The sequence below is a fragment of the Psychrobacillus sp. FSL W7-1493 genome (assembly GCF_038004905.1).
Taxonomy (GTDB): Bacteria; Bacillota; Bacilli; order Bacillales_A; family Planococcaceae; genus Psychrobacillus.
Genome location: NZ_JBBOSB010000002.1, coordinates 391900 through 406132, shown reverse-complemented (window position 1 = coordinate 406132; position 14233 = coordinate 391900). Strand labels below are relative to the sequence as shown.

Sequence of the window (14233 nt, the reverse complement as noted above, 5' to 3'; positions counted from 1 at the left end):
TCTTAAGAATCCTACTTCTTTAGACTTATCACGATTCTTTTTACAAAAACAATTATAAATACCTAAACCTTTATAAACCAAATCCAAGACTATGAAATTACTAAAAAAACAAATTAGTGCGACATATTGATTATTTTCCTTCCATACACTCAATTTACTCGTCTTGTCTATACTCTCTCACTCTATTTTAAATGTTCTGAATATATGGTAAGTTCTAGTAGATATATTAAACATATTCAGAGGAGGAAAAGGGATTGGGAATTAAGAAAAAAACTACTATTCTAGCAGTGGTAACATCGCTAATGTTTAGCTCTGCATCATTAGGATTAGCAAGTCCTGTAGCTGCAAAACAGATAGAAAAATCTATCACCAATACTCAAGCGCAGAAAACACCAAGAGTACCAGAAAGGCTACAAGTTCCAGAGAATCCTAGCGAAAAGGTGCGAATCATTGTGGAACTGGAAAAGGCTCCAGCCATTGAGACAGCAACCAAAAAAGGGGTTTTATACAAGAACCTATCGAAATCTGAAAGAAAATCAGTTGAATCTGCTATTGAAACCGATCAACGTAATGTAAAAGACAAAGTTAAAAGAGTTTCAAAAAATATACAATATAAAGAAGAGTTTACTGCAATATTTAATGGATTCTCTGCTGAAGTAGATGCTAGAGACGTTGCAGGGATTGGCCTAATTGATGGCGTCAAAAGAGTCTATGAATCTACAGAATATGACCGTCCAAAAATAACACCTCAAATGGTACATTCTAAGGAACTTGTACAAGCCCAATTGGCTTGGGAGAAATATTCCTTTAAGGGTGAAGGAATGGTTGTTGGTGTCATCGATACAGGAATAGATCCTAACCACCGTGATATGGTCCTATCGGATGAAAATACGGGAGAGATTACTTCTGCAGAAGTAAATGCGTTATTAAATGATGGATCTATTGAACCTGGTTTATTTTTCACTCCAAAGGTTCCATTCGGTTATAACTATATGGATGAAAATACAGAGATTCGAGACATTGGTCCTGATGCTTCCATGCACGGAATGCACGTATCCGGTACAGTAGGTGCTAACGGAGATGAAGAAAATGGTGGTATTAAGGGGGTTGCCCCAGAAGTGCAGCTTCTTGCACTGAAGGTATTTGGTAACGACCCATTATTCCCTTCTACGTATGGAGACGTTTATGTAAAGGCAATGGATGATGCAATTAAACTTGGTGCGGACGCGTTAAACATGTCCCTTGGTTCAACTGCAGGATTTGTAAATAGTGAAAGCCCAGAACAGCAAGCAGTAACTCGCGCGCAAAATAATGGATTACTTGTAGCTATCTCTGCCGGTAATTCTGACATGTTTGGCTCAGGCACTTGGTATCCATATGCTTCTAACCAAGATTATGGTTTAACAGGTTCCCCTTCTGTTTCAGAAGATTCATTTGGAGTAGCTTCCTATGAAAATGATTCAATAACTGCTTCTAGCTTCCAATATGCTTTTGATGGAACTGATGCTGGACGAGCAATGTTCTTACTGGCAAATGATAAGGAGCCTGCTGATTTACCTGGCGATTCCTACGAGGTTGTTGAAGCTGGATTTGGTACACCAGAGGATTTCGCTAGTAAAGATGTAGCGGGTAAATTTGCTTTAGTTTCTCGTGGCAGTATTTCATTTGTCGAAAAGGGCTTAAATGCGCAAGAAGCTGGCGCGATTGGAGTTATTGTATATAACAATGCAGCAGGAACTATTAATATGGCTTCTGACCCTGCGATTCGTATTCCATTTATGTCTGCCTTACAAGCTGACGGACTAGCTATCAAAGCTGGAATTGATGCTGGCCAAAGAGTAACTGTTTCATTTGATGGTAAATATATTGATACACCAAACCCTACTAAAGGTAAGATGAGTTCATTTACTTCTTGGGGTCCAACTCCTAACTTAGATTTTAAACCTGAGATTACTGCTCCTGGTGGAAATATCTTCTCTACGTTGAACGATAATAATTACGGATTAATGAGTGGTACATCCATGGCAGCTCCACACGTAGCTGGTGGTACAGCATTAGTATTAGAGCGTGTAAATGAAGAATTTGGTTTGACTGGCGCAGATCGTGTTCAGTTTGCTAAAAACCTTATGATGAATACTGCAAAGCCAATTGAATTAAAAGCTGGCGAATATGTATCACCTCGTCGCCAAGGAGCAGGGATTATGCAACTTGCTAATGCTTTAGAAACGGATGTCTTAGTTACTAATAGTGCAACAGGTGAAGCTAAAGTAGCATTAAAAGAAATTAGTGGAAATCAATTTAACTTCTCTTTAAAAGCTAAGAACTATAGCAATGAAGCAAAAACTTATAATGTGGATGTACAATTACAAGTAGACCGTCCAGTGAACGCTGGAGCTAACTACGTAACGATTCCAAATAACGAAACTTATGGTTCTTATGTTTTAGAAGAATCAGATGCTGACGTGTCAGCACCAACGACTGTCACAGTTCCTGCAAATGGAGAAACTACTATTCAGGTATCAGTAGACGCTTCTAACTCTGAGTGGTTAAAGCAATACTTCTCTAATGGTTACTTCATCGATGGATTCGTGCGTTTAGTCGATCCTTCTGAAGAAACTTCTGGAAATGTGCCATTAACTGTTCCATTCTTTGGTTTTAATGGATCTTGGGATGATGCTTCTATTTTTGATGAATTCCTATGGGAAGATTTAACGTACTGGGGATTCCAAGGGTTAGCTGACGATAAAGGGAACTTTATCAATGGGTCCACTTTAAATGAAGAATTTGATCCTACTAAATTTGCTTTCTCCCCTAACGGAGATGGAACTTTAGACAAAGTCATTCCTGTATATTCACTAATGCGTAACGTCAAGGATCTTCAAATTAATGTGTTAGATGCAAATGGGAAAAAATTACGTACCATTCGCACGGAAAAGTATTTAAGAAAACACTATATTTCTACTAACGCATATACATTCTCAAATGCTAATGCTTGGGACGGTATGATTAACGGTAAACCTGCTGCAGATGGACAATATAAGATTCAGCTACGAGGAGTTATCGATTATGCAGGTGCTGAGTGGCAAACTATTGAGTATCCTATTATCTTAGATACAAAAGCTCCTACAGCTGAAATTGCATTTGACTTAGAAACAAAAACACTTACTGTAGCTAATGCAAGCGATCAAGGTGTTGGAATTGATCGTATTGAAGTGTACTTGAATGATGAAGAAATTACAGAAGCAGCAACACTTGAAAGCTATGTAATAGAACAGGCTAAAGCTGGAGATAAGGTAACCGTTAAAGTATGGGATATCGCTGGTAACTCAACAGTAGAAGAAATTACTGTAGAGGAAGCACCTGAAACGGAACCGGCTCCAGAAAAAGAAACAAAAGAACCTGTAATCTACATCCAATCACCTGAGTTTTTCGGTTACTATCAAACAGGTGAAGTGTTAGTTCAAGGTACAGTGGAAGACGATTCTAAGATTAAATCATTAAAGATCAATGGAGTACCAGCTAGTTCATTTGACGGTAAAGCATTCTCTCATACATTATCCTTTAAAGACGGGGTACAAAGTGTGAACGTAGAAGCTATAGACGAATTTGATAATAAAATGGCTATTACTCGCAAAATTATTGTAGATAGTAAAAAACCGACTGTAGAAGCAGTTAAAAAATCTCTTCCAAAAGGTAAATTAGATGCGGATGCAGAAAATCCTGTCATCCAAGTTAAGGTTGGAGATAACTTTGATGAAGTTCGCCTATATCTAAATGATAGCGAAGTCTTCTATCGACCAGTTTCGTCACCATATGCAATGAATGGCTATAGCGAAACGATTGACGTAGAACTACCTTTAGAGCCAGGTAATAATGAATTTGTTTTAAAAGTAGTAGATTTAGTAGGCCATGAAACTACGCAAACTATTACAGTAGAAAAGAAAGAGAATGGTAAGGGTAATGACAAAGACAAAGGTAAAGATAAAGATAAAGGAAAAGGTAATGGGAAGAATTAGTTCTACCTAATCCTCAAGGGTTTCATGAACTCTTCCCACATAAAAGTAAGCTCCGGAAATTTACGAACTGTAAATTTTCGGAGCTTTATTTTTTTCACCTTAAATAGACATCCATACAGGTGATGCTGATTTTCGCTACCTTAAATCATAAGAAGCTAGCCAGTTGAAAATTGAAAAATCAAAAAAGGGTTGGAAATCGAAATGGTTTCCAACCCTTTTGCTTACAGTCTGAGGCTATGTAGATTCTAGATAGCCTTTACCTATTTATATTTATACTACTTTTTCTTCGTAATACGCTAATAACTCATTATAGTATTTGTTTAAAGAAGATGTTGAAACTTCAAATGTCTCGGCAATTTCTTTAACCGTTAAGTCTAATGGCTCAAAGAAACCTTTATCTTGTCCAAATCTAATAGCCCCTGCAGCAATTGCCACTTCTTTTCTAGCATTGGGTTGCTGCTCAAACAAATAATCTTCTACCACTTCGATCAATTTTGTATAGTCACGCTTATTTTTTTCTAAAAAATCCATTGCCTGTTGAAGTACTCCAGCTTCGAAGAAGGTATACTCTCCTCCCTGGTAGCCGTTTTTACCAAGAGCAATCCAGAGCTTCAAGCCATTTTCCTTAAGAAACTCTTTGGCTATCGTATCATTGAGGGATTTAAATTCTTTCGTAAAATCCTCAAATACTAGCTTATGATCGGTAGGGAAGAACACAAGACTTGAAACAGCTAAGTAATGGTTGTTTTCTTGGCCATCGGGCAGGATGAAACAATATATATGCATTCCAGTCGGAACTGGCTTGTCGTTTTCTCTTCTAAGCAAAATTATTTCGTCCGTCAATATATGTTTGACTGTTAAATACTCTGCCTCAACAGCAGTTACCTCTCCAACAAAAGCACGTGGCTCACTCCAGCTATCCAACACATTTAACGTGGACGGTCTTGCTATTTTCTTTCGTTGCTTTTCTACATAACCGGTCCAAATATCTAAACGTTGGTGAAAGAAGAATTCATCCATTGCTATTGCTTCTATCATTTCCTGCTCCATAAAACTCTTTAAGGGTTTAATCCAATCAGCAGCAAACTCTCCAAATGCAGCATAATCCTTTCTTTCTGGATACTCGTCATAGAAGGTCTGAAGGACACGCTCCAATTCTTCCGTTTTAACTTCCTCTATAGAAATAGTCTGTTTAGACTCACAGCATTTTTTATATTTTTTCCCACTACCACATGGACAAGGATCATTTCGTCCTATCATTTAAAACACTTCCTTCTTATATGCTAAGTGCTTATTTTAACACGAATTTCATCTTAAATTAAGTTCTCCCCACGATAAGCAATGAAATAGTTAAATGGAACGTCTAAATCCGGTTTAATAAGCTATTTGTTTAGGTAACAAAATAACAAATAAGGTCCCCTCGTTTATATTGCTTGTCACTTCTATTTTGCCTTTATGCAATTCAACAATTTCTTTTACAATTGCAAGACCTAGACCTGAGCCTTCCTTTGTTCTAGATGAATCTATACGGTAGAATCTCTCAAAGATTTGATCTATTTCTTCTTCCTTCATACCAATTCCGCTGTCTTGGAAGGAAATCCTTACATAGTCACTACCGTCTATCACTTTAATGGAAATTTCACCTTCTGCTACATTATATTTAATAGCATTCGTTAGCACGTTATCCCATACGTTTTCCAATAAATCTATATCTCCATAATACATAACGGGTTCCATCTCATAAGAAAGATCCATATTCTGCTCTTCTATTCGCCATCTATACTTGTAAATGACCTTTTTAAGCTGTTCATCTAATCTAAAATCAGATTTCCTTACTGGTCTTGCAGATTGGTCAAGAGAAGTTAACAACAAAAGTTGCTTGGTGAGATTGGACAATCTTTTTGCCTCCTGATCAATCACCTGAATATAATCTTCTCTTTCTTCCTTACTAAGGTCGGTTGATTTTAAAAGGTCGGCGTACCCTTGTATATTCAAAAGAGGCGATTGGAAGTCATGGGACACATTACTTATAAATGCCTTTCTTGCCTCATCGTTAAGCTCAAGCTGTTTAACCATGTTAGAGAAATTTCTAGCTAGCTGTCCAAGCTCGTCGTTACGGGTAATATCTAATTCCACTCGATAATTCTCCACCATTACATGTTTGGTTGCATCATTCAATTGTTTAATTGGTTTAACAAGTTGCTTAGCCAGTAATAGCATAGAAGTAAGAATTATTACTGCAAGTGCGAGTAGGAAGCCTAACAGCAATAGATGCATATCAGAGAACAGTAGCTGGTTATTTGGACGAATAAATAAACCGTAAACTATACCTTCATGCTCGAAGGGAATACCAACAGTATTTCTAACACTATTTGCATAATGATTAAAGATAAAAAACTTACCTTGATAATCACGCATCCCATGATAAATATTTCCATTTAATACTTCCAAACGAATTTCTTCTGGTAGCTCAGTATCTTGAAATGGTTCACCATAAGAATATTCTTCTTCATTTTCATTAATGACATATGCCTGATAACCCAACTTAGTTATGGATTCTAGGTAGTTATTGAAGCCCCCTCCATGCATTTTTTCTAAGACGGAAGTAATTTCTATAGCCACTCCAACGTTTTTCTCATCATTCTTTTCTTTAATTTGTATATTATAAACGATACTTACAATTAGAAAACCAGCTAGAATACTAATACCAATAATAAACAAAGTGGCTAAAGTATATTGTCTATACAAGGATCTCATGGTTCTATCACATCCAGCTTATAACCAAGACCGCGTACTGTCTGAATCTCTATCCGAGCCTTCGCTTTCTCTAATCGTTGTCTTAAACGCTTAATATGTGTATTTAATGTTTGGTCGTCTCCTTCATAATCGTAGCCCCACACTTTTTCCATTAAACTAGTTCTTGTGAAAACTTGTTCTGGCTTAGAGGATAATACACTTAAAAGCTCGAACTCCTTTAAAGGCAGTAAGAGGGTCTGTTTACCTACGGTGACCTCATGGGTAGAGCGATTAATAGTTACGTTACCAATTACCATAATTGGCTTAAAGGTCTTGTCCAGTCTACGTAATATCACTGCAATTCTATAAAGTAATTCCTTTGGCTCAAAAGGCTTTACTAAATAGTCATCTGAGCCTGCTAAAAAGCCTTGTTCCTTATCTTCTAATGCTCCTTTAGCAGTCAATAAAATTACCGGGATATCATATTCTTCACTTAAAATTCTCGTCAAAGCAAAGCCATCCATCCCCGGCATCATTACATCTACTACAGCTAAATCTGCCCAATCATCCTTTAATAAAGAGAGGGCCTCTTCCCCATTTTTAGCTGTCATTACTTCATAACCTGCCCTCTTTAAATGAATCATAACTAATGTCTGTATATTTACATCATCATCTACTACAAGGATATTCATGGATCTATGCCACCTTCTTTAATGCCTGTTTTAAAAGAGGGTGTTTTGTAAGTTACCTTACGAAACACCCTCTAATTGTTTTAAGTTATTATAACAGCTTACAGCTTGCCTGTCGGGGCAGGGATAGGCGCCTACGCTTTTCTCGTCTACTTCTTATCTTTTTCGAATAGGAGTATTAGAGCTGGTAGAAGCATTCCGCGAACTAGGAATGTGTCTATAATAATCCCTATTGATACGATGAAGCCAAAGACGAATAAATCTGCTATTGGCATAGTTGTTAGTGCCGCAAATGTTGCCGCAAGGATGATACCAGCGGAAGAAATTACTCCACCTGTATTACGTATCGCAATTTCCAAAGCGTCTTTCACCTTGTAAGTTTTACGTTCTTCTATGAACCTGGAGACTAAAATTATATTGTAGTCGATCCCAAGTGCAACTAAGAAGATGAAGGCATAAACTGGAACTCGTGTGCTTACTGCCTCATAACCAAATAACACATCTACAAGGAAAATCCCTAATCCTAATGCTGACAGATAGGAAAGAAGAATAGTTGCCATCATGTATAGAGGCATTTTCCATGATCGAGTCATTACGAATAATAGGATTACTATTAATAATGTTTCCAATAATACTATCTTATAGATATCACTGGTGTTAGTTTCCCGCTCGTCTACAAGCTTAGCAGTAGTACCAGCAAAATGAATATCTCCATCAATTTGTGCAGCCTTGAGTATATCCTCACCACTAGTACGCATATCACCCAATTGATCCATTGCTTCAGTAGAATAAGGGTTAATATCAAAGGCTAGACTATATTTTACTAAGGATTGTTCTTCATTAGCATTAGTTAACCGCACAGAAGCTACATGCTCTTGCTCCTCAAGTAAGACTCTTAAGTCTTCTACTTGATCATCTGAAAGGTTTGAATTACTTTCTACTAAAATAGACGTGGGAGCTAGCTCACCTTTGTCAAAGTTAGATTCAACTATTTCATAACCCTCACGAGAAGGTAGGTCTTCTGGGAATGACTTAACAGTATCAAATTCAAATTTTAGATTAAACATATTTAAAGCCGTGACAACCATCAAGACAAAGACAAGACCACCTGTTAAAAATGGTTTGTTAACAACAAATTTAGCAACTGGCCCCCATATGCCATGCTTTACTTCTTTTTGGGCTCCATACTTTGGTACTTTTGGCCAAAATGCTTTGCGACCAAACAAAGTAAATAAGGCAGGCACTAATGTAATGGAAGCAATCATAATAATAAATACAGCTGTCCCAAAAATTGGTGCAAAGTTTTGATAATCACGGAAATCAGCAAAGAATAGAACAAGCATAGCAGCTAGGACTGTTCCTCCAGCAAAGAATACTGGTTCACCAGTAGCACGCATTGCATATTTCATTGCTTCATATTTACTTTCATAATGATTCAATTCTTCGCGATAACGTGAGAATACGAATAACGAATAATCAATTACAGCTGCAAACAATAAAATACTCATAATCGAAGTAGTAGAGTTATTAATTTCTAACCCACCTGCTCCCAAAAGGGCAATCGTTTGGTTTGCTACCTGATAAACGATAACAGTTGCTAACAATGGGATAAATGCCAGCAATGGTGATCTATAAATAACTATTAATAATATTAAAATTATAACTATAGTAGCAAGTAACAATTGGATATCTGCCTGTTCAAATAGCTTTACAGTATCTCCTGCAATACCTGCAGGTCCCGTAATATAAAACTGTGTATCCCCTGTACTTTCAGCTATATCGTTCCCTATCTTGGAAGCTTCATCATTAATCTCGGCATATTGATCATTTCCTAAGCCAGCCTCAAGATTCATAGGTACAATCATAGTTGAACCGTTCTCAGAGATAAAAGATGCTAGTGCTTGTTCTGGTAATGAAGCAATATCAACGATGGTGTCAATCCCATCAATATTTGCTTGTTGAATACCTTCAAGAATACTTTTTACACTTTCAACATTTACTTCTCCATCCTCGTTATGAAAAACTAGGATTCCAGGGGTCCCTTGATCATTAGGGAAGTATTCATCTAACTTTTCACTGGCAATTATAGAAGCTGCATCGTCAGGTAGAGATTGAAAATTAGTTACCTTATACTCTCCAAGTTGTGGCCCAGCACTTAATCCAATCATGAGGACTAACCAAGCAATAATGGTAATCCACATGCCTCGTTTAGTTGAGACCCAGTCAGTAATTGGGTGTAATAGTTTTTTCATATGAGCGCTTTTCCTCCTTCAAAATTTCTATCAAATAGTTAGTTTACAGAAGGTATATGAACTCTCTATGAACTTTCCTTTTACTTTTATATTCTTTCTAATCAAATTTGAAATATTCAAGTCAAAGTAAATTTACCACTTGTGGAAAAGATATTTAATCATTAAACTGAGGCTTTGAGAGGAGAGATAATAATGGAAAAAACTTGGAGTATAAGATTAATTCGTTTTGCAGCATTATTTGGACTGATTGGAACTTATATTGGTTCGCATATGGCAGGTCAGATGGACTACTCACTAAGACCAATACACGCTCACGTACTTTTAGTAGGATGGCTATCTGTCTTTGCATGGGGAATTTTCTATCAAGTATTTACAGTCAAACATAAGTGGATGGTAACTGTACAAAGTATTAGTGCCATGATAGGTGCATTAGGATTAACAGTTGGCATGTGGATGTATAATCTAAATCCCTTTGACCTAAATGAAACACTGGTTATGGTCTTCTTTATCGTAGGGGGAACTGTTTTACTTTTTGCATTCTTTATGTTCTTAGTTATTACCTTCTTCGTTGAAAAATCAAGTAAAGCATAAACAATTTAGGTTATTATATAGAAAAAGGCCCCTAAAATTAAGGGCCTTTTATTATTGGGCTGTATAGCCACCATCTAAAACAATTGCCTGGCCTGTCATCCCTTTGGCAGATTCACTTGCCACATACAAAGCTAAGTCAGTAATTTCTTGAACGTCTAATAATCTTCTTTGGGGAACTAGGGGATACAATACTTCTTCCAGTACCTGCTCCACATTAATATTTCTCGTTCTAGCTAAATCTTCAAATTGGTTGCGTACAAGCAATGTATCCACATAGCCTGGGCATATTGCATTAACTGTAATTCCATCAGCTGCAGCCTCTAATGCCGCTACCTTAGTTAAACCGATCACTCCATGCTTAGCTGAATTATAGGCGGCCTTTCCTGCAAATCCTATCAAGCCGTTTATAGAAGCCATATTAATAATCCGGCCAAATCGCTGCTTTTTCATGTGTGGTAATGCATATTTCATAGCTATAAAAGGAGCTGTTAGCATTATTTTTATTAATAGCTCGAACTTTTCTGTCGGGAATTCTTCTATTAATGAAACATGCTGCATACCTGCATTATTTATCAATATATCTATTCTTCCAAAGGAATCTACTGTAGATTCAATGGCGTTCTTAATGTCCTCTTCTTTCGTTACATCACAGACAAGACCCTTTACTTGCCCATTTAGAGTGGAGACAGCCTCGTCTAATGCTACTTTATTCAAATCTGAAATAACTACGCTTGCTCCTGCCTCTAAAAATGCCTTAGCGACATCATAGCCAATACCTCTGGCAGCCCCAGTTATAAATACTACTTTACCCTTCAATTGAATTCCTCCAATCTTAAATTGCAGTCCATCCACCATCAACCTTTAAAGTTTCTCCTGTCACGAAATTCGCCAAATCAGAGGCTAAATACAGCACTGCTCCAGAAATATCCTTTGGCTGCGAAAGTCCCTTTAAGAGAATTCTATTTTCGACATCCCTTTTAAAATCTTCATCTTCAAACATTTTAGCAGTTAACTCTGTTTCTATAAAGGTAGGTGCCACAGCGTTAACGTTAATACCAAGCTTAGCCCATTCAACTGCCAACGCCTTTGTTAGTTGAACTAGACCTCCTTTACTAGAACAATATGCTGCTCTATTGTAATAGCCTACAAAGGCCATTTGAGAGGCTATATTTATAATTTTACCATTTCTTTGTTTACTCATAAATTTAGCCGCTGCCTGACTTGTAAAGAACGCAGACTTTAAATTTAAGTCTAAGACAGTATCCCAGTCATTCTCCGTTACTTCTAATGCAGGCTTTGCAATATTAACTCCTGCATTATTGATAAGTACATCAATTGTTCCAAACTCTTTTACTGTCGTCTCTATTAAATTATTTATGTTCTCCATTTTACTTAAATCACCTTGAACAGAGATGCAACGATCGTTATAGCCTTGTAGGTCCTTCAGCGTTTCCTCTAATGCCATACCTTCTCGTCCGGAGATCACCACATTAGCTTTTAGCTTAGCAAATGTAAGGGCTATATCTTTCCCTATTCCTTTGCTACCCCCTGTTACAATTACAGTTTTATGCTCTAATTCAGAAAAGAAGTTATTCATCGCTACCTCCTAAATTCATGTCTCCCTTAAGAAAATGAATTAACATCTGTTCACGTTCTACATTTTTAAGCTGTGAAAATTGCTCGTCCCATGTATAGAAGCCTTCTCCACTTTTGTCTCCAAGCTTATTCTCTTCCACTAACTGTGTAAGCACTCTACCGGATTTTTGATCGGTGCTCAAGTCCTCAAAAAGATAATTTGAGATAGCAGAAAAAACATCAAGACCTCCCATATCCGCAGTCATTAAAGGGCCTGTTACCGGAAGACGACGCCCAATACTATATGTTACCGCTGCATCGATGTCCTCTTTAGTTGCTACCCCTGCATCAAGTAGGGATTGTGCTTCCCGAAATAACGCGTACTGTAAGCGATTCCCTATAAATCCTGGAATCTCTCTGTTTAATAAAACCGGTTTCTTCTTCATATGCTGAAGTACTTGCATAGCTCGCTGAACCGTACCGTTATCTGTCTTTTCACCCTTTACTACTTCAACCAAAGGAATTAGATGACCGGGATTCCAAAAGTGTGTAACAACAAAACGATTAGGATGATCCATTCCCTCTGCCAATAAACTTGGCATAAAGCCAGATGTATTGCTTGCTATAATAACATCCTTACCCACTAGGGCCTCTAATTTTTTATACATATTTTTTTTAAGATCTAGTACTTCAGGTATTACTTCAATAATAAAGGTTGTCTCTTTTACAACCTCTTTTAGAGATAGAGATAACTTAATGAGGTCCATAATGCGTGCTGCTTCCTTTTCATCAAACAAACCATTATCCTTCATTACTTTTATTTTATTTTGAAGGCCTTTTTTAGCAATCTCCAGATCTTGCTCATTAACTCCATATACTTTTACATGCAACCCTGCCCATGCTGCGGATAAAGCAATGGAGTGTCCCATTGTTCCACACCCTAGAATTGATACATTTTCCATTTTTTCACGCCCCTAATATGTATTTAAAACCAATACCCAACAAGCAAATGCAACACTGCTAGTTGGGTATTGTAATTATATCCCTATGCCAAAAGAGAAAAGAATGACAGCTAATATTACACCTAGAATCGGCACAACAACTGTTAAAGCTCCAAAGGCCGGATAAGCATCCTTATGTGTTTCCCCACAGATTGAACGAATAGTCGTAACTACATAGCCCCCTTGAGGTAAAGAGTCTAGAGAGCCAGAAGAAATCGCAACCGTTCTGTGAAGTGCTTCTGCATTTACACCTAAATCTAAATAATGTGGTGCTAATAGTGGCAAGGCGATAGCCTGTCCACCTGAAGACGAACCCGTTAAACCAGCTATAACAGCCACGGCTAATGCTCCACCAATTAGTGGACTACCTGGTATACCAGTCATTACATCAACTGCTGATTCGAACGCGGGAGTAACCTTTACTACACCACCAAAGCCTACAACTGCGGCAGTATTAGCAATGGCAATAACAGCACCCATTGCTCCTTCAGCAACTGCACCACCGAAATTTTGAAAATACTTTCTGTTAATCAGATAGGTTGCTAGAATCCCCCCCGTCAATGCAAGGATTAATGCCGAGGTTTCCAATTCCTTATGTAAGAAAAATGAAATAATTAATACTACACCTAACGGAATCATGCTTAGTAATGGATTGGGCAATTCTTTACGAGCAACCGTGGTTACATCAGTTTCCCTGCTTACAAACGTTTCGCCATTATCCATTGCTTTCTTAATCATTTTCTTCAGCCACCAATAACCAAAAGCCATCATGAAGACTGCTACTATAAAGCTGACTTCCCATCCTGCATAAGGGGAAGTCTTTAAATATTGGACAGGAATCCAGTTTTGAATTTCTGGTGATCCTGCCGATGTCATCGTGAAGGTTGTAGAACCAAAGCCAAGAGCAGCCGGTATAAAGCGTCTTGGTAAATCTGCTTGCTTAAATAAACTCAAAGCCATTGGATATACCGAGAAGGCTACTACAAATAAACTTACTCCCCCATAAGTTAGAACAGCACATGCGATTACTACAGCAAGCGCTGCACGCTTGATACCAATTTTACTAACAATCCATTGGGAAACGCTATCTGCTGCACCACTATCCTCCATGACTTTACCAAAAATGGCACCTGCTAAGAACATTAACCACCAGGAAGCTATGAAGCTAGTAAAGCCTCCCATATAATTAGTTAAGAAATTGTCAGCACCTTTCTCTACAAGCTGTGGAAACAATGGAAGTCCATTCAATACCCCAACTAACAGAGCAGTGAGTGGTGCCGCAATTAGAAGGTTCATCCCCTTCATAGTTAAATAAATCAATAACGCTAGACCACCAAATAATCCTATGAAACCTAACATCCTTTTTCCCCCTT

General features: G+C 37.6%; 10 protein-coding genes. 2 read left to right on the top strand and 8 right to left on the bottom strand.

The window, feature by feature from the left end:
* Positions 1 to 254: 254 nt before the first annotated feature.
* A complete protein-coding gene (locus MKX96_RS19460) occupies positions 255 to 4016 on the top strand; it encodes a S8 family serine peptidase (RefSeq protein WP_340886900.1) in 3762 nt (1253 codons plus the stop codon).
* Between the two features lie 270 nt (positions 4017 to 4286).
* Here MKX96_RS19460 and MKX96_RS19455 read toward each other — a convergent pair whose 3' ends face one another.
* The 4 genes from MKX96_RS19455 to MKX96_RS19440 all read right to left on the bottom strand — a co-directional run bounded on the left by MKX96_RS19455 (position 4287) and on the right by MKX96_RS19440 (position 9693).
* Positions 4287 to 5276, bottom strand: coding sequence for a YecA family protein (locus tag MKX96_RS19455; protein ID WP_340886898.1), 990 nt, complete (start codon positions 5274 to 5276; stop codon positions 4287 to 4289).
* 114 nt (positions 5277 to 5390) lie between these two features.
* Complete coding sequence (locus tag MKX96_RS19450) at positions 5391 to 6773, bottom strand: sensor histidine kinase (protein ID WP_340886895.1); 1383 nt, start codon at positions 6771 to 6773, stop codon at positions 5391 to 5393.
* Positions 6770 to 7444, bottom strand: a complete 675-nt coding sequence (locus tag MKX96_RS19445; protein WP_340886892.1) for a response regulator transcription factor — start codon at positions 7442 to 7444, stop codon at positions 6770 to 6772. The genes MKX96_RS19450 and MKX96_RS19445 overlap by 4 nt, the downstream gene beginning before the upstream one ends.
* 146 nt (positions 7445 to 7590) lie before the next feature.
* Positions 7591 to 9693, bottom strand: coding sequence for an MMPL family transporter (locus tag MKX96_RS19440; protein ID WP_340886889.1), 2103 nt, complete (start codon positions 9691 to 9693; stop codon positions 7591 to 7593).
* Between the two features lie 192 nt (positions 9694 to 9885).
* Here MKX96_RS19440 and MKX96_RS19435 point away from each other — a divergent pair, with 192 nt between their 5' ends.
* Complete coding sequence (locus MKX96_RS19435) at positions 9886 to 10284, top strand: hypothetical protein (RefSeq protein WP_340886887.1); 399 nt, start codon at positions 9886 to 9888, stop codon at positions 10282 to 10284.
* Between the two features lie 51 nt (positions 10285 to 10335).
* Here the strand turns inward: MKX96_RS19435 and MKX96_RS19430 are convergent, their stop codons facing one another.
* The 4 genes from MKX96_RS19430 to MKX96_RS19415 form a co-directional block, all read right to left on the bottom strand.
* Complete coding sequence (locus tag MKX96_RS19430) at positions 10336 to 11139, bottom strand: 3-hydroxybutyrate dehydrogenase (protein ID WP_340886988.1); 804 nt, start codon at positions 11137 to 11139, stop codon at positions 10336 to 10338.
* Positions 11117 to 11881, bottom strand: coding sequence for an SDR family NAD(P)-dependent oxidoreductase (locus tag MKX96_RS19425; protein WP_340886885.1), 765 nt, complete (start codon positions 11879 to 11881; stop codon positions 11117 to 11119). The genes MKX96_RS19430 and MKX96_RS19425 overlap by 23 nt, the downstream gene beginning before the upstream one ends.
* Positions 11874 to 12821, bottom strand: coding sequence for a 3-hydroxyacyl-CoA dehydrogenase family protein (locus tag MKX96_RS19420; RefSeq protein WP_340886882.1), 948 nt, complete (start codon positions 12819 to 12821; stop codon positions 11874 to 11876). Before MKX96_RS19420 ends, MKX96_RS19425 begins: the two co-directional genes overlap by 8 nt.
* A gap of 75 nt (positions 12822 to 12896) precedes the next feature.
* Entirely contained in the window at positions 12897 to 14219 is a 1323-nt protein-coding gene (locus tag MKX96_RS19415; protein WP_340886880.1) for a GntP family permease, read from the bottom strand.
* Between the last annotated feature and the right edge of the window lie 14 nt (positions 14220 to 14233).